Source organism: Kitasatospora sp. NPDC051170, assembly GCF_044455705.1.
Lineage (GTDB): Bacteria > Actinomycetota > Actinomycetes > Streptomycetales > Streptomycetaceae > Kitasatospora.
In genome coordinates this window covers 254,402-270,102 of record NZ_JBITFA010000008.1, presented here as the reverse complement: position 1 = coordinate 270,102, position 15,701 = coordinate 254,402, and the positions used below count along the sequence as shown (strand labels likewise).

Here is a 15,701-nt window from a genome sequence, read left to right as displayed (position 1 = left end):
GAGGACCCTACGAGCCGCGTTTCCGGCTGACAAGAGAAAGACCTGGATGAATCGCAACCGTCATCCGTGGCTTCCGTTCGCCCACCCAAGCGGACCTCCAACAGGCGTCGCTACCTGCTGAATTCACGGCCGGAACAGGCGGCTCCCGGGGAAAGGTCGGAGGAGTCCTTGCGGCGGCCATGGGAGGCTCGTATGGTCTGAGCACCACTGATACATCCGATGTATTGACGGGAGCCACCAGATGAAGCTGCTGCGGGTAGGCGAGCCCGGCGCGGAGACGCCGGTCGTCATGGACGAGGACGGGACCGCCTACGACCTCACGGGCCTGACGGCCGACATCGACGGGGCCTTCCTCGCCTCGGGCGGGACAGAGCGGGTCCGGGAGGCTCTGGCTGCGGGCACCCTGCCGGTCGTCGACCCGGACGGGCTGCGGGTGGGCCCGCCCGTCGCGCGTCCGGGGAAGGTGGTGTGCATCGGCCTCAACTACCGCGACCACGCGGAGGAGACCGGGGCCGCCGTCCCCGAGCGGCCGGTGGTCTTCATGAAGGACCCGTCCACCGTGGTGGGGCCGTACGACCGGGTGCTGATCCCCCGCGGTTCGGTGAAGACCGACTGGGAGGTCGAACTCGCCGTCGTCATCGGCCGCGAGGCCCGCTACCTCGACGGCCCGGACGCCGCGCGGGAGTGCATCGCGGGCTACGCGATCAGCAACGACGTCTCCGAGCGGGAGTTCCAGCTCGAGCTATCCGGGCAGTGGGACCTCGGCAAGTCCTGCGAGACCTTCAACCCGCTGGGCCCCTGGCTGGTCACGCCGGACGAGGCCGGCGACCCGCAGTCGCTCGGTCTGCGCCTGGCCGTCAACGGCGAGAGCCGTCAGAACGGCCACACCGAGAACATGGTCTTCGGCGTCGCGTACCTCGTCTGGTACCTCAGCCAGTACATGGTGCTGCGCCCCGGCGACGTCATCAACACCGGCACCCCGGCCGGTGTGGCCCTGGGCCTGCCCGGCACCCCCTACCTGCGCGAGGGCGACACCGTCGAGCTGTCCATCGACGGCCTCGGCACCCAGCGCCAGACCTTCCGCAACGCGTGAGAGGCACCCCCTTGTCCGCCACCGCAGCACGTATCACCGCCGTCGACACCTACGACGTCCGCTTCCCCACCTCGCGGGAGCTGGACGGGTCCGACGCGATGAACCCCGACCCCGACTACTCCGCCGCCTACGTCGTCCTGCGGACCTCCCAGGACGGACGCGAGCGTGGTCACGAGGGTCATGGCTTCACCTTCACCATCGGGCGCGGCAACGACGTCCAGGTCGCCGCCATCGACGCGCTGCGCCCCCACCTGCTGGGCCGCCCGGTCGCCGAGCTGTGCGCCGACCCCGGCTCGCTCTACCGCGACCTGATCGGCGACAGCCAACTGCGCTGGCTGGGCCCGGAGAAGGGCGTGATGCACATGGCCATCGGAGCCGTCGTCAACGCCGTCTGGGACCTCGCCGCCAAGTACGAGCGCAAGCCGCTGTGGCAGCTGCTCGCCGACGCCGACCCCGCCTGGCTCGTCTCCCAGATCGACTTCCGCTACATCGCCGACGCGCTGACGCCCGACGAGGCCCTGGAACTGCTGACCAAGGGCAAGCAGGACGCCACCGAGCGAGCAGCCGTTCTGCTCCGCCGGGGCTACCCCGCCTACACCACCTCCCCCGGTTGGCTCGGCTACTCCGACGAGAAGCTCACCCGCCTCGCCCGCGAGGCCGTCGCGGACGGCTTCAGTCAGATCAAGCTCAAGGTCGGCGCCGACCTCGCCGACGACGTCCGCCGCTGCCGGGCCGCCCGCGCCGCCGTCGGCCCCGACATCCGGATGGCCATCGACGCCAACCAGCGCTGGAACGTCGCCGAGGCCGTCGAATGGACCACGGCCCTCGCCGAGTTCGACCCGTACTGGATCGAGGAGCCCACCAGCCCCGACGACATCCTCGGGCACGCGACCATCCGGCGCGGGGTCAGCCCCGTCAAGGTCGCCACCGGCGAGCACGTCCAGAACCGCATCGTCTTCAAGCAGCTGCTCCAGGCCGGCGCCATCGACATCCTCCAGCTGGACTCGGCGCGCGTCGGCGGCGTCAACGAGAACCTCGCCATCCTGCTGCTCGCCGCCAAGTTCGGCGTCCCGGTCTGCCCGCACGCCGGCGGCGTGGGCCTGTGCGAGCTCGTCCAGCACCTGTCCATGTTCGACTACGTCGCCCTCACCGGCACCACGGAGGACCGCGTCATCGAGTTCGTCGACCACCTCCACGAACACTTCCTCGACCCCGTGGTCATCAGCGACGGCCACTACCGCGCCCCCACCGCGCCCGGCTTCTCCGCCGCCATGCACCAGGGCTCACTGGACACCTACCGTTACCCCGACGGCTCCTTCTGGGCCGAGGAGCTGACGCAGCAGCAGGAGGCGGGCGCATGACGACGGAACTCGACGGACTGACGGCGCTCGTCACCGGCGGCGCCTCCGGCATCGGCCTCGCCACCGCGACGCTGCTCGCCGAGCGCGGCGCGCGGGTGGCCGTGCTCGACCTGGACCCCGCCTCCGTGCGGGCACCGCTGCGCGGCTTCACCGCCGACGTCACCGACGACGCCTCCGTACGCGCCGCCGTCGAGGCGGCGGCCGGGGCGCTCGGAGGCATCGACATCCTGGTCAACAACGCCGGCATCGGCGCGATCGGGACGGTGGCGGACAACCCGGACGAGCAGTGGCACCGCGTCCTGGACGTCAACGTCCTCGGCATCGTCCGCATCACCCGCGCCGCCCTGCCGCACCTGCGCCGCTCCGACCACGCCTCCGTCGTCAACACCTGCTCCATCGCCGCCACCGCCGGGCTGCCGCAACGCGCGCTCTACTCCGCCAGCAAGGGCGCCGTCCTCTCGCTCACCCTGGCCATGGCCGCCGACCACGTCCGCGAGGGCATCCGCGTCAACTGCGTCAACCCCGGCACCGTCGACACCCCCTGGGTCGGACGGCTGCTCGACGCCACCGACGACCCTGTCGCCGAACGAGCCGCCTTGAATGCCCGTCAGCCACACGGACGGCTGGTCTCCGCCGAGGAGGTGGCCGCCGCCGTCGCCTACCTGGCCTCCCCCTCGGCGGGCAGCACCACCGGCACCGCCCTGGCGGTCGACGGCGGGATGGCGGGGCTGCGGCTGCGCCCGGAGCCCCGGCCGTGATCGCGGGCCGCCGGCCGCTCGGGCGCAGCGGGGTCACGGTCGGCGAACTCGCCTTCGGCGCGGCGGGCATCGGCAACCTGTTCACCCCGTTGAGCGACGAGCAGGCCGCCGAGGCCGTCGCCGCGGCCTGGGAGTGCGGCGTCCGGTACTTCGACACCGCCCCGCACTACGGCCTGGGCCTGTCCGAGCTGCGGCTCGGGCGGGCCCTGCGGGGCCGCCCGAGGGACGCGTACGTCCTGTCCACCAAGGTCGGCCGGCTGCTGGACCCCGTCCCCACCGCCGGGGACGACCTCTCCCACGGCTTCGCCGTCCCCGCCACCCACCGGCGCCGCTGGGACTTCAGCGCGGCGGGGGTGCGCCGCTCGATCGAGGACAGCCTGGAGCGGCTGGGTCTGGACCGGATCGACCTCGTCTACCTCCACGACCCGGACGACCACGCCCGGCCGGCCCTCGAGAAGGCGTACCCCGAGCTGGAGCGCCTGCGTGCCGAGGGCGTCGTCGGTGCGATCGGCATCGGCATGAACCAGGCCGAGCTGCCCGCCCGCTTCGTCCGCGAGACCGACATCGACGTCGTCCTGCTGGCAGGCCGGTACAGCCTGCTCGACCAGCGCGGGCTCACCGAACTGCTGCCACTGGCCGATCGGCACGGCGTCGGCGTGGTGGTGGGCGGGGTCTTCAACTCCGGCCTGCTCGCCGACCCGCGCCCCGGCGCCACCTTCGACTACGCCACCGCGCCCGAGGAACTGCTCAGCCGCGCACTGGAGTTGAAGGACCTGTGCGGACGGCACGGGGTGCCGCTGCGCGCCGCCGCCCTGCGCTTCCCCTTCGGGCACCCCGCCGTGGCGAGCGTGCTGGTCGGCACCCGCAGCGCCGCCGAGGTCCGGGACGCCGCCGCCATGCTCCGGCACCATGTCCCGGACGCGCTGTGGGCGGACCTCAAGGAGCAGGGACTGATCCCCGCCGACGCCCCGACCCCGTAGGAGGCACACTGATGCGCATCGCACTGTTCATCACCTGCGTCAACGACACCATGTTCCCCGACACCGGGCGCGCCGTGGTGACCGTCCTCGAACGGCTCGGTCACACGGTGGACTTCCCGCAGGAGCAGACCTGCTGCGGGCAGATGCACATCAACACCGGCTACCGTACGGACGCCGTCCCGCTGATGGCCCGCTTCGCCCGGGCCTTCGCCGGGTACGACGCGGTGGTCACCCCGTCCGCCTCCTGCGCCGGGCTGGTCCGGGAGCACCACCCCGCCCTCGCCGAGGAGTACGGCCCCCCGCAGCTGCGCCGGCAGGTCGCCGAACTCGCTCCCCGGGTCCACGAGTTCACCGAGTTCCTGACCGACGTCCTCGCCGTCGAGGACGTCGGCGCCCGCTTCCCGCACCGCGTCACCTACCACCCCACCTGTCACTCGCTGCGCGGGCTGCGCCTCGGCGACCGGCCTCAGCGGCTGCTGCGCGCCGTCAAGGACCTCGACCTGGTCGAGCTCCCGGGCGCCGACTCCTGCTGCGGATTCGGCGGCACCTTCGCCCTCAAGAACGCCGAGACCTCCGGCGCGATGCTCGCCGACAAGGTCGGCGCCGTCCTGGGGACCGGGGCCGAATTCCTGTGCACGGTCGACAACTCCTGCCTGATGCACATCGGCGGGGGCCTGTCCCGGCGCTCCGCCCCGGTGCGGACCGTGCACCTGGCCGAGATCCTCGCCTCGACCGAGGGAGGCCGCCGATGAGCGCCCCGGCGGACCGCGGGGTCGTCTGGCTGGGCGCGCCGTCCTTTCCCGAGGCGGCCCGCGAGGCCCTCGGGGACGCCCGGTTGCGGGCCAACCTGAAGCGGGCGACGACCGTCATCCGCGACAAGCGGCTCGCCGTCGCCTCGGAGCTGGACGACTGGGAGGAGCTGCGGGAGGCCGCCGAGGCGATCAGACGCCGTACGGCCCGTCATCTCGACCGGTATCTGGTGCAGTTGGAGGAGTCGGTCACCGCCGCGGGCGGCACCGTGCACTGGGCGGCCGACGCCGCCGAGGCCAACCGGATCGTCACCGAGCTGGTCCGGGCCACCGGTGAGAGCGAGGTGGTGAAGGTCAAGTCGATGGCGACGCAGGAGATCGGCCTCAACGAGCATCTGGAGGCCGAGGGCATCCGCGCCTACGAGACCGATCTCGCCGAGCTCATCGTGCAGTTGGGCGAGGACCGGCCCTCGCACATCCTCGTGCCCGCGATCCACCGCAACCGCACCGAGATCCGCGACATCTTCCGCACCGAGATGGGCAACTGGGGCAGACCCGCCCCCGCCGGCCTCACCGACGAGCCCAAGGCCCTGGCCGAAGCCGCCCGCCTGCACCTGCGGGAGAAGTTCCTCACCGCCAAGGTCGCCGTCTCCGGCGCCAACTTCGCCTGCGCCGACACCGGCACCGTCATGGTCGTCGAGTCCGAGGGCAACGGCCGGATGTGCCTGACCCTGCCCGAAACCCTCATCACCGTCATGGGCATCGAGAAGGTCATCCCCACCTGGAGCGACCTGGAGGTGTTCCTCCAGTTGCTGCCCCGCTCCTCCACCGGCGAGCGGATGAACCCCTACACCTCCACCTGGACCGGGGTGACCGACGGCGACGGACCCTCCGCCTTCCACCTCGTCCTGCTCGACAACGGCCGCACCGACACCCTCGCCGACACCGTCGGCCGCCAGGCCCTCGCCTGCATCCGCTGCTCCGCCTGCCTCAACGTCTGCCCCGTCTACGAGCGCACCGGCGGCCACGCCTACGGCTCCGTCTACCCCGGACCCATCGGGGCCGTCCTGACCCCGCAGCTCGTCGGCGTCGGCAGCGACACTCAAAGCAGTGCCGCCTCCCTCCCCTTCGCCTCCACCCTGTGCGGCGCCTGCTACGACGCCTGCCCCGTGAAGATCAACATCCCGGAGGTGCTCACCCATCTGCGGGCGAAGGTGGTCGAGGCCCGCCCGAAACGCGCCGAGGCACTCGCCATGAAGGCCGCCGCCACCGTCCTCGACTCCCCATGGCTGCTCTCCGCCGCGCAGAAGGCGGCCTCGCTCGGCGGCCGGGTCCTCGCCCAGGGCGGGCGGATCAGCCGCCTGCCCGGCCCGCTGAGCGGCTGGTCCGACACCCGTGACACCCCCGCGCCGCCCGCCGAGTCCTTCCGCACCTGGTGGCGCAAGAACCGGGAGAACCAATGACCAGCCGTGAGAGCGTCCTCGCCCGCATCCGCGCCGCGCTCGCCGACGTACCGGCCGAGGAACACCCGCACGACGTACCCGTTCCGCGTGACTACCGCCGCAGCCACGTCGAACCCGGCCAGGACGCCGTGGCCCTGTTCGCCGAACGCGTCGCCGACTACCGCGCCACCGTCACCCGCACCGGCCCCACCGGCCTGCCCGAAGCCATCGCCGCCGCCCTCACCGCGCGCGGTGCCACGCGGCTCGCGGTGCCCGACGGCTTCCCCACCGAACTGCTGCCGACCGGCACCTGGGAATGGCACCCGGAACCACTCGACGTCCCCGCCCTCGACGCGCTCGACGGCGCGATCACCCTGGCCGCCGTGGGCATCGCCGTCACCGGCACCATCGCCCTGGACACCGGCCCCGGCCAGGGCCGACGCGCCCTCACCCTCGTCCCCGACTACCACCTCTGCGTCGTCCGCGCCGAACAGATCGTGGACGACGTCCCCGAAGCACTCGCACGCCTCGACCCCACCCGCCCGCTCACCTTCATCTCCGGCCCCTCCGCCACCAGCGACATCGAACTCGACCGCGTCGAAGGCGTGCACGGCCCCCGCACCCTGTACGTCATCGTCGTCGACCTCCCCGCACCGGAGCAGTCATGAGGATCGCCCTGCACACCCGCGTCCGCGAGGACCGGATCGAGGAGTACGAGGCCGCGCACCGCGAGGTGCCCGCCGAGCTCACCGACGCCATCAAGGCGGCCGGCGTGCGCGAGTGGACGATCTGGCGCAGCGGGCCCGAGCTGTTCCACCTCCTGGAGTGCGAGGACTACGCCCGACTGCTCGCCGAGTTGGAGAACCTGCCGGTCAACATCGCCTGGCAGGCGCGCATGGCCGAACTCCTCGACGTCGTCCACGACTACTCGGCCGCCGGTGGCGCGGCCGGGCTCCCCGTGGTCTGGGAGCTGGGACCGTGACGGGCCGCCCGGCCCTCTATGCTGCGAGGATCAGATGATCAGGAAGGGCGGGGCCGTGCCAGTCACCGACGAGGCCATCGAGAAGATCAAGGCCATGATCGTGAGCGGCGAGCTCCGCCCGGGCGCGAAGCTCCCCAAGGAGGCCGACCTCGCCGAGCGGCTCGGGCTCTCCCGCAACTCGCTGCGGGAGGCGGTCAAGGCGCTCTCCCTGATCCGGGTCCTCGACGTGCGCCAGGGCGACGGCACGTACGTGACCAGCCTGGAGCCCGAAGTCCTGCTGGACGCCCTGGGGTTCGTCGTCGACTTCCACCAGGACGACACGGTGCTGCAGTTCCTGGAGGTGCGCCGCATCCTGGAGCCCACCGCCGCCGCGATGGCCGCGCGGGTCATGCCCGAGAAGGAGATCGCCGCTCTGGGCGAGGTCCTGGAGGCGCTGGCCGAGGACGCGTCGCTGGAGGAACTCATCGCCAACGACCTGGAGTTCCACCGCAGGATCGCGGCCGGGTCGGGGAACACCGTGCTCTGTTCGCTGATCGACGGCCTCTCCGGGCCCACCATGCGCGCGCGGATCTGGCGCGGGCTGACCGAGGAGGGCGCGGTGGCGGGCACCCGCTCGCAGCACCGGGCGATCTTCGAGGCCATCGCGGGCCGCCGCCCGGACCTCGCCCACGCCTGGGCGACCGTCCACGTCGCCGGGGTCGAGCAGTGGCTCCGCGACACCCTCGGCCAGGCGGGGTCACCCCTCGGCTAGGCCCTTGCCCTTGCCCTTGCCCTTGCCCTTGCCCTTGCCCTTGCCGGGGCGAATCGATCCGATGAATCTGCGGGACCCAGGACCGCCTCGGCCTTCGAATGTGGGGCAGTCGATGCACAGGTCGCCTCCGCGCTGACCTGAGTTTTCGGATGCCCTCGGGCCCGACGGCAGGCCACCTGGGAGGCTGATGCCGCGTCAGCACGGGCCGTCGCCCGCCCACAGTCATCCGACTTATCGCCGTCAGATGCCTTGACAGGCCACTGCCACCGCCGCGATACATGTAGCTGACTCGCCCGAGTCCACCCCCGAGCGGGCGTTCCTGGACACACGGAGCATCCATGTCACGATCCATCAACCGGCGAAGCGTGCTCAGCGGTCTGGCGGCTGCCACGGCGGCCACCGTCATCGGGCCCGGCGGCGCTCTCGCCGGAACCGCCGAAGCCACCGGAACCGCCGAGGCCGCCGGTGCGCCCGTGGCCGCCGGCGCCCCGCTTCCGCTCGTCCCCCTGCGCATACCGAAGCTCGACCAGGGCACGTGGCAGCAGCCGGACAGCGGCACGCCGGGGGTGGCGTCACGGTCACCGGCATCGACCGCACCCGCTACCCGGACGACACGGTCGTGGCGATCGTGCTCGACCGCCCGGTGGTCCCGACGGACATCGCCCGCGGCCGCCCGACCACGGCCGACAGCGTGGAGACCTCGCACGGCAACCTGTCCGCCAACGCGGTGGACGGGGACACCTCCACCCGCTGGTGCGCGGCCGACGGCGACGCCGGGCACTGGCTCCAGGTCGACCTCGGCTCGGCGCGGCCGGTGACCGGGGCCCGGATCGCCTGGGAGACGCCCGGGAAGGCGTACCGGTTCCGGGTCGACGGCTCGACGGACGGGTCCTCCTGGACGACGCTCGCCGATCAGAGCGGGAACACCGCCGCCGCGCAGGTGCAGACCCCGGCGTTCACGGCCCGGGCCCGCTACGTCCGGGTGACCGTCACGGGCCTGGACTCCGGCGCCTGGGCGTCGGTCCGCTCGTTCGAGGTCTACGACCGGCCCTTCGTCGACCCGTCCGTGCCGAACTCCGCCGTCGCCACGGCCTGACCTCACCGTCCTGAAATCCAATCCTTTGACGCGAGGAAATGTGAACGCTCACAACCCTGCTCTCTTCCCCCGCCGGACCGTCCACCTGGACTTCCACACCGGCCCCGACATCCCCGACGTGGGCCGGGACTTCGACCCGGCCACCTTCGCCCGGACCTTCCGCGAGGCGCGCGTCGACAGCGTCACCGTCTTCGCCAAGTGCCACCACGGACACCTCTATTACGGAACCGACCGGCCCGAGCGCCACCCCGGCCTCGCCCCCGACCTCGACCTGCTCGCCGAGCAGGTCGAGGCCCTGCACGCCGAGGGCATCCGCGCGCCGATCTACCTCTCGCTCCAGGTCGACGAGTACGCCGCCCGGGAGCACCCCGAGTGGGTCGCGCACGACGAGAAGCTGGGGATCATCCGCTGGACCGACTCGGCCTTCAACGCCGGCTGGAACGTCCTCGACATGTCCAGCCCCTACGCCGACCACTTCGCCGACCAGCTGGACGAGGTGCTGCGCCGCTTCGCCCCGGTCGACGGGATCTTCGTCGACATGTGCTGGACCCAGCCCAGCGCGAGCCGCTGGGCCGTGGACGGGATGCGCGAGGAGGGCCTGGACCCGGCCGACGCCGATCACCGCGTCCGCTACGCGAACCTGGTGGCCCAGCGCTACATGGCCCGCTACTCCGCGATGGTGGAGAAGGCCCTGCACCCGGACTCCGCCATGGGCGTCTGGTTCAACGGCCGCCCGAAGACGGGGCTGACCGAGGAGCGGCAGTTCGTGCGGCACGTCGAGATCGAGGGCCTGCCCACCGGCGGCTGGGGGTACGCGTTCCTGCCGTACGTGTCCCGCTTCGTCCGCCCGCTCGGGCTGCCGACCCTCAGCCACACCGGCCGCTTCCACGAGAGCTGGGGCGACAACGCCGCCCTCAAGCCCCGGGCGGCGCTGCTCTACGAGAACAGCCAGATGCTGAGCCAGGGCCTGACCAGCGGCGTGGGCGATGTCCTGCACCCGCGGGGCGTGCCCTCCCCCGCGGTGTACGACCTCATCGGCTCGGTCTACCGGCACATCGAGGCCTGCGAACCCTTCCTCGACGGCGGCCGCGTCCTCAGCGAGCTCGCCGTGATCGTCGACCCCGGCCTCGGCGACAACCCCGGGCCGAGCAACATCGGCGCCGTCCGGGCACTGCAGCAGCTGCGCGCGCAGTTCGACGTGGTGCCGCCGGGCGCCGACCTCGGCGGGTACCGGGCCGTCCTGGTGCCGGAGACCACGAAGGTGGACGAGGCCCTCGCGGAGCGCCTCCAGGCGTACCGTCAGGCCGGGGGCGCCGTGCTGCTGGTCGGGCCCGCGCTGCTGCGCGACGGCGGCGAACCGGCCCTGCCCGACCTCCCGGTGGAGGGCCTGGCACCGGCCCCGGCCGGCGAGTCCTTCCTCGCCTGCGAGGGCGTCCCGGGCGTGCCGGAGGACTTCCCGGTGATCAGCCACGGCTCCCGGCTCACCGCCCTGGCGCGGCCCGGCGCCGAGGTGCTGGCCCGGGTGGTGGAGCCGTACTTCCCGCGCTCCTGGGACCGGTTCTGCGGCCACTCCTACACTCCCCCGGCGGACGGGGGCGAGGAGGTGGCCGTCGCCGTCGGCGGCGGCGTGGCCGCGGTGGCCGTGTCGCTGCTGGACGCCTTCCACCGGCACGGGCTGGAGACCTACCGCCTGCTGCTCGGCGCGACCCTGGACCGGCTCCTGCCGGACCCGCTGCTGCGCGCCGGCGGTCCGGTCCACCTGGAGACCGCGGTCGTGCGGACCGCCACGGGCACCGTGGTGCACCTGACCAGCTTCGTCCCCTCCCGGGAGACCCCGGAACTGGACCTGGTGCACGACCCGTTCCCGCTGGTCGACGTGCCCGTCGCCCTCCGGCTCACCACCGCGCCGCGCTCGGTGCGGCTCCAGCCCGCCGGGCGGGAGCTCGAGTGGCGGCACGACGGCGAGTACGTCCACACGCGGGTCACCACCGTGGACGGGCACGCGATGCTCGTGGTCGAGCACGACTGACGCGCCGGGGGCCCGGCGCGGCCGATTCCGTCGGCCGCGCCGGGCCCCTCGGTGGGTCTGTCTCGGGGTTCAGCGGGCCAGGAGCACCAGGGCCAGGACGACCGCCGCCGGGACGGTCTGCACGAAGAGGATCTTCCGGGAGGAGGTCACCGCGCCGAACACCCCGGCGACGGCGACGCAGACGACGAAGAAGACCGTCACCCGGAACCCGACCGGGTCGGAGGCGAAGGCGCCCCAGAGGAGCCCGGCGGCCAGGAACCCGTTGTACAGGCCCTGGTTGGCGGCCATCGCCTTGGTCTCCAGCGCGAACGCCTCGGACGTACCGAAGGAGGCCCTGGCCCGGGGTGTGGTCCACAGGAACATCTCCAGGACCAGGATGTAGACGTGCAGCAGGGCGAGCATGACGACCGCAATCGCGGCAACTGTGGACATGCCGGGCATGGTACGCGGTCGCGGGAGCCGGACCGGTATTTTGTTCAGGCTGTCGCCCAATCGTCAACTCCGGCCCGGGTCATGGCTCAGGCCTGGTCTTTCGGCTCACGCCCTGCCGCCCGGGCGCGGGCCGTGGCGACCCGGGTCGCGATCGAGACGGCCAGCCGCTGGGGGCGGGCGACGTGCAGCAGGAGCAGCGGATCGGACTGGTCCCGGAGCAGCAGCGCCACGGCGGTGTGGTGAAGCACCGTCTGCTCCCGGCCACCGCCGAGCCGGTTCGTCTCGGTCCGACCGGGGACGAAGCGGACGTCCAGGATCTCGGCCCAGCCGAGCAGCACCGACTGCCGCTCGTCCGCCGAACGCAGCCTCAGGCCCTCCGCGCGCACCTCCACCGCCCGCAGGCCCGCGCTCGGGGGCAGCCGGCCGACGACCAGGAGGCCGCCGAGCACCACGGCGTCCACCACCAGCCCCTGCCACCAGACGCCCTGGTACATCAGCAGCCAGAAGAGCAGCACCAGGGCGCCGAAGGCCCACCTCCACACCACCATCGGGACGTAGCGGTGGACACGGTGAACGCTCACAACCCCACCGCCCGGCGTAGCCGTTGCCATCGACTCCCCCAACCCAATCGTTTGGCCCAATCGTTTGGGTTGGATGATAAGCGCGCCCCCGACCGTGGCACCAGGGGTTTGCGCCCGATCCCGCCGGAGACGGGCCGGGCACCGCGTGCATACTTGCCGGACGATCGGTGAGACGGACAGGTGATGACGCGGTGAAACTGGCTGAAGCGCTCGCGCAGCGCGCGGCTGCGGTGCGGCGGGTGGAGCAGTTGCGGGCGCGCGTCGTCGGCAGCGCCCGCTACCAGGAGGGCGAGGAACCGGCCGAGAGCGCGGCGGAGGTCCTGTCCCAGGCCGGAGAGGTGCTGGACGAGCTGGAGCGGCTGATCCGCCAGATCAACCGGACCAACTCCACCGCGGTCATCGAGGGCGGCGGCACTCTGACCGACGCCCTCGCCCGTCGGGACGTCCTGCGGCTGCGCCACTCGGTGCTCACCGCGGCCGCCGACGCCGCCTCCGGACGTGACCAGCGCGGAGCCGTCCGGCAGATGCGCTCCGAACTGCGGATCCTCTCCGCCCTGCCGGTCGCCGAACTCCGCGCCCAGGCTGACGTGCTGGCCAAGGAGATCCGCGAGGTGGACACCCTGATCCAGCGCACCAACTGGGAGATCGACCTGATCGAGGACTGACCCCACGAGCTGGGTGTGGGAAGCAGGTAGTCGTCGCGGAGGCGTGCACACACCGCGGGCCGGCGGTTCATCCGGCCCTTGGCGCGTGAAGAGCAACGCAGGGGGTTCGATTCCCCACCGAAACAACGCAGCTCAGCATCGCGTACAGGTGACAGAGCACACCGCACAGCACATCACCACGTGCAGATCCGGACGACGAGGGCGGGAACGGGGTGCCCCACACCCGGCGCGAGGGCCGTGCACACCGGCACGGCCCTCGCGCCTACCCCAGCCCGGAACCCGGGTTGCGCAGCTGAACCCGACGGAGCCGGAGCGCCACCGGGTCAGTGCCGGAAGCGGGCCGGGTCAGAGACGTGACGGGCCGACGGGGCGGCCGCTGGTGGCCCGCTCGACCAGTTCGGGCGCGAGGCGGTGCGACCGGGCCGGCTCGCCGTCGATCCGGCGCAGCAGCTCCCGCACCGCGATCCGGCCCTGTTCGGCCATGGGCGAGCGGACGGTGGTGAGCGCGACCGGCAGTTCGGCGGCGACCGGGGTGTCGTTGAAGCCCGCCAGGGCGAGGTCCTCCCCCGGGCGGAGGCCCAGGTCTCGGGCGGCGCCGAGGACCCCTATGGCGGCCAGGTCGTTGACCGCGAACAGGGCGGTGGGGCGCCGGTCGGCGGTCAGCAGCGCGGTCGACGCCGCGCGGCCGCCCGTGGTGTCGAAGGCGCAGTGCCGCACCAGCTCGGCCGGCACCGGGAGACCGGCCTCGGCGTACCGGTCGACGAAGCCGGCCGTGCGGTCGGTGCCGGTGCTGGCGAAGGGCTCGCCCGCGACGCAGCCGACCCTGGTGTGGCCCAGCCGCAGGAAGTGCTCGGCCACCAGGCGACCGCCCAGGTAGTCGTCGCAGGTGACGGCGGGGAGGCATCCCTCGGTGCGGCGGTTGACGAGGACGTGGGGCGTGCGGCGCAGCGCCGGGTCCGCGAGGGCGGCGCCGTCCAGGTGGGCGTCGCCGATGATGAGGCCGTCGACCCTCCGGCCGAGGACCATCGCGATCCGCTCGCGCTGGCGGACCGGGTCGTCCTGGGTGTTGGTGACGAAGGCGGCGAGCCCGTGCCGGGCCGCCTCCTCCTCGATGCCCTCGTAGATGGTCGCGACGACGATCTCGGACAGCCGCGCGAACACCACCCCGATCAGGTTGCTGCGCCGGGTCCGCAGGCTCGCGGCGGCGGGGTTGCGGCGGTAGCCCAACTCCTCGGCGAGTTCCCGGACGCGGCGGGCCGTCTCGCCCGAGGCGGCCCGCCGTCCGTCCGCGTCGGCCCCGTTCAGGACCCTGGAGACGGTGGAGACGTCCAGTCCCAGCTGATCGGCGATCACCCGCAGGGTCACCGGGCGGCTCTCGATGGCCATGACCGACTCCTTCTCCTCCACGACCGCCCATTGTGCGCGACCGCCGCTCCGGCCCCGTACGCGGGCGGCCGGTCGGGCGGGCACTACGCCAGTAGTGCCCGCCCGACCGCCGGAACTACGCAAGTAGTGGCACTACTGGCGTAGTGCCGGCTCGGGTGGACCGGGCACCACAGGCGTCCGTCCGCAGGCTCCGAGATTTTTTTCGCACCGGCGGCAACCTTTGCGGCGACGGCGGCAACCAGCCCGTGCAACGTCGACTCGATCTACCTGGAATGGATGGGCATGAGGGCAACGAAACACGCCGTCACCCGGGCGCGGCGCGGGCGATGGCCGGGCAGGGGTGTTCCGCTGGCGGTGGCGGCCGTCGCGGTGCTGGTGTGCCTGGGCCTGGCGCTCCTCACGACGAGCGGGAGCGGGGGCGGCACCGGTACGGGCACCGACGCCGCGCAACCGGCCGCCGCCTCCGCCGCGGCCACCGAGCCGGTCGCTCCGCCCGTATCCGGCGCCCCGGTCGAGGCCACGGCCCCGGCCCCGGCCACGGCCTCGGCGCCGCCGCCGTCAGCCACCGGCTCCCCGTCGCCGTCGGCCGCCCCCACGGCCAGGCCATCCGCCACCGCCGCCACCCCGTCCCCCTCGGCCGCCACCGGCGGCAGCGCCCGCGCCGTGGGGTCCACCGCCTCCCTGGCCGGGCGGATCAAGCCGGGGACGAGCTACTCCGGCGTCGCCACGTCCTACGACGCGGCCGACGGCAACGGCGCCTGCTCGTTCGGGCCGTCCGGCGACCTCATGGTCGCGGCGATGAACCACACCGACTACGAGACGTCCAGTGCCTGCGGGGCGTACGTGCTGGTCCGCGCGGCCGGTGGGGCGAGCATCACCGTGCGGATCGTCAACGAGTGCCCGCTGCCCTGCGCGCCCGGGCAGCTCGACCTGAGCCATGAGGCGTTCGCCAAGCTCGCCGAGCTCTCGGTGGGCCGGCTCCCAGTCACCTGGACGGTGGTGAGCCCGGGCTCGGCGCCGGACACCGTGTCGATCCGGTACAAGACCGGGTCCAGCCAGTGGTGGTGCGGGATCCAGGTGATCGGCCACCGGAACCCGGTGGCCGCGCTGGAGGTCCGCACGGGCGGCGGGTGGCGGCGGCTGTCCCGCACCGACTACAACTACTTCCTCTCCCCGGACGGCAGTGGGTGCGGCGGCTCCCTCAGGATCACCGACGTCTACGGGGAGCAGCTGACCGTCGACGGGCTCGCGGTGAAGCCGGACGTCTCCCAGCCGACCCGCGTCCAGTTCGCCCGGCATTGACCGCGCCGCCCGCCCGCCGATCACCGGCCGCCCGTCGGCCACCGGCGGCGACCCCCAGGGGCGGGCACCGCCCCGAACAGGGGCGATGCTAGGC

16 protein-coding genes are annotated in these 15,701 nt (G+C 72.9%); 13 read left to right on the top strand and 3 right to left on the bottom strand.

All coding sequences use genetic code 11. The features are described from left to right. The first annotated feature begins 241 nt into the window (after positions 1–241). The 11 genes from ACIBCA_RS19145 to ACIBCA_RS19095 all read left to right on the top strand — a co-directional run bounded on the left by ACIBCA_RS19145 (position 242) and on the right by ACIBCA_RS19095 (position 11,241). On the top strand, positions 242–1,093 hold the full coding sequence (locus ACIBCA_RS19145) for a fumarylacetoacetate hydrolase family protein (RefSeq protein WP_396284084.1): 852 nt from the start codon (positions 242–244) through the stop codon (positions 1,091–1,093). An 11-nt stretch (positions 1,094–1,104) separates the two neighbouring features. Further along, positions 1,105–2,454, top strand: a complete 1,350-nt coding sequence (locus ACIBCA_RS19140) for an L-fuconate dehydratase (RefSeq protein WP_396284083.1) — start codon at positions 1,105–1,107, stop codon at positions 2,452–2,454. Next, the gene (locus ACIBCA_RS19135; protein ID WP_396284082.1) at positions 2,451–3,212 is read left to right on the top strand and encodes an SDR family NAD(P)-dependent oxidoreductase; all 762 of its coding nucleotides are present in this window, start codon (positions 2,451–2,453) and stop codon (positions 3,210–3,212) included. The genes ACIBCA_RS19140 and ACIBCA_RS19135 overlap by 4 nt, the downstream gene beginning before the upstream one ends. Further along, positions 3,209–4,192 carry an aldo/keto reductase gene (locus ACIBCA_RS19130; protein ID WP_396284081.1) on the top strand — a complete coding sequence of 328 codons (984 nt, stop codon included), beginning with the start codon at positions 3,209–3,211 and terminating at the stop codon, positions 4,190–4,192. Before ACIBCA_RS19135 ends, ACIBCA_RS19130 begins: the two co-directional genes overlap by 4 nt. A gap of 11 nt (positions 4,193–4,203) precedes the next feature. Next, complete coding sequence (locus ACIBCA_RS19125; RefSeq protein WP_396284080.1) at positions 4,204–4,944, top strand: (Fe-S)-binding protein; 741 nt, start codon at positions 4,204–4,206, stop codon at positions 4,942–4,944. Beyond that, complete coding sequence (locus tag ACIBCA_RS19120; protein WP_396284079.1) at positions 4,941–6,404, top strand: LutB/LldF family L-lactate oxidation iron-sulfur protein; 1,464 nt, start codon at positions 4,941–4,943, stop codon at positions 6,402–6,404. The genes ACIBCA_RS19125 and ACIBCA_RS19120 overlap by 4 nt, the downstream gene beginning before the upstream one ends. Continuing rightward, the gene (locus ACIBCA_RS19115; protein ID WP_396284078.1) at positions 6,401–7,051 is read left to right on the top strand and encodes a lactate utilization protein C; all 651 of its coding nucleotides are present in this window, start codon (positions 6,401–6,403) and stop codon (positions 7,049–7,051) included. Before ACIBCA_RS19120 ends, ACIBCA_RS19115 begins: the two co-directional genes overlap by 4 nt. After that, a complete protein-coding gene (locus ACIBCA_RS19110; protein WP_396284077.1) occupies positions 7,048–7,365 on the top strand; it encodes an L-rhamnose mutarotase in 318 nt (105 codons plus the stop codon). Before ACIBCA_RS19115 ends, ACIBCA_RS19110 begins: the two co-directional genes overlap by 4 nt. Positions 7,366–7,420: 55 nt before the next feature. Continuing rightward, the gene (locus ACIBCA_RS19105) at positions 7,421–8,116 is read left to right on the top strand and encodes a FadR/GntR family transcriptional regulator (protein WP_396284076.1); all 696 of its coding nucleotides are present in this window, start codon (positions 7,421–7,423) and stop codon (positions 8,114–8,116) included. A 535-nt stretch (positions 8,117–8,651) separates the two neighbouring features. Next, the gene (locus ACIBCA_RS19100; RefSeq protein WP_396284075.1) at positions 8,652–9,212 is read left to right on the top strand and encodes a discoidin domain-containing protein; all 561 of its coding nucleotides are present in this window, start codon (positions 8,652–8,654) and stop codon (positions 9,210–9,212) included. Between the two features lie 40 nt (positions 9,213–9,252). Next, a complete protein-coding gene (locus ACIBCA_RS19095) occupies positions 9,253–11,241 on the top strand; it encodes an alpha-amylase family protein (protein WP_396284074.1) in 1,989 nt (662 codons plus the stop codon). 69 nt (positions 11,242–11,310) lie between these two features. On the opposite strand, the gene ACIBCA_RS19090 is transcribed toward ACIBCA_RS19095, so the two are convergent. Both ACIBCA_RS19090 and ACIBCA_RS19085 read right to left on the bottom strand, forming a co-directional pair. Continuing rightward, positions 11,311–11,673, bottom strand: a complete 363-nt coding sequence (locus ACIBCA_RS19090; protein WP_396284073.1) for a DUF1304 domain-containing protein — start codon at positions 11,671–11,673, stop codon at positions 11,311–11,313. A gap of 86 nt (positions 11,674–11,759) precedes the next feature. Next, positions 11,760–12,254 carry a hypothetical protein gene (locus ACIBCA_RS19085; RefSeq protein ID WP_396284072.1) on the bottom strand — a complete coding sequence of 165 codons (495 nt, stop codon included), beginning with the start codon at positions 12,252–12,254 and terminating at the stop codon, positions 11,760–11,762. Positions 12,255–12,445: 191 nt separating this feature from the next. Here ACIBCA_RS19085 and ACIBCA_RS19080 point away from each other — a divergent pair, with 191 nt between their 5' ends. Then, the gene (locus ACIBCA_RS19080) at positions 12,446–12,919 is read left to right on the top strand and encodes a DIP1984 family protein (RefSeq protein ID WP_396284071.1); all 474 of its coding nucleotides are present in this window, start codon (positions 12,446–12,448) and stop codon (positions 12,917–12,919) included. Between the two features lie 345 nt (positions 12,920–13,264). Here the strand turns inward: ACIBCA_RS19080 and ACIBCA_RS19075 are convergent, their stop codons facing one another. Next, entirely contained in the window at positions 13,265–14,305 is a 1,041-nt protein-coding gene (locus ACIBCA_RS19075; protein WP_396284070.1) for a LacI family DNA-binding transcriptional regulator, read from the bottom strand. 282 nt (positions 14,306–14,587) lie between these two features. Between ACIBCA_RS19075 and ACIBCA_RS19070 the strand changes: the two genes are divergently transcribed. After that, complete coding sequence (locus ACIBCA_RS19070) at positions 14,588–15,607, top strand: expansin EXLX1 family cellulose-binding protein (RefSeq protein ID WP_396284069.1); 1,020 nt, start codon at positions 14,588–14,590, stop codon at positions 15,605–15,607. Positions 15,608–15,701: the final 94 nt, after the last annotated feature.

Excerpts from the sequence above, each read along its gene's own strand:
- ACIBCA_RS19145 (WP_396284084.1), top strand. The coding sequence starts at position 242 with ATGAAGCTGCTGCGGGTAGGCGAGCCCGGCGCGGAGACGCCGGTCGTC.
- ACIBCA_RS19135 (WP_396284082.1), top strand. The coding sequence starts at position 2,451 with ATGACGACGGAACTCGACGGACTGACGGCGCTCGTCACCGGCGGCGCC.
- ACIBCA_RS19125 (WP_396284080.1), top strand. The coding sequence starts at position 4,204 with ATGCGCATCGCACTGTTCATCACCTGCGTCAACGACACCATGTTCCCC.
- ACIBCA_RS19120 (WP_396284079.1), top strand. The coding sequence starts at position 4,941 with ATGAGCGCCCCGGCGGACCGCGGGGTCGTCTGGCTGGGCGCGCCGTCC.
- ACIBCA_RS19115 (WP_396284078.1), top strand. The coding sequence starts at position 6,401 with ATGACCAGCCGTGAGAGCGTCCTCGCCCGCATCCGCGCCGCGCTCGCC.
- ACIBCA_RS19110 (WP_396284077.1), top strand. The coding sequence starts at position 7,048 with ATGAGGATCGCCCTGCACACCCGCGTCCGCGAGGACCGGATCGAGGAG.
- ACIBCA_RS19090 (WP_396284073.1), bottom strand. The coding sequence starts at position 11,673 with ATGTCCACAGTTGCCGCGATTGCGGTCGTCATGCTCGCCCTGCTGCAC.
- ACIBCA_RS19075 (WP_396284070.1), bottom strand. The coding sequence starts at position 14,305 with ATGGCCATCGAGAGCCGCCCGGTGACCCTGCGGGTGATCGCCGATCAG.
- ACIBCA_RS19070 (WP_396284069.1), top strand. The coding sequence starts at position 14,588 with ATGAGGGCAACGAAACACGCCGTCACCCGGGCGCGGCGCGGGCGATGG.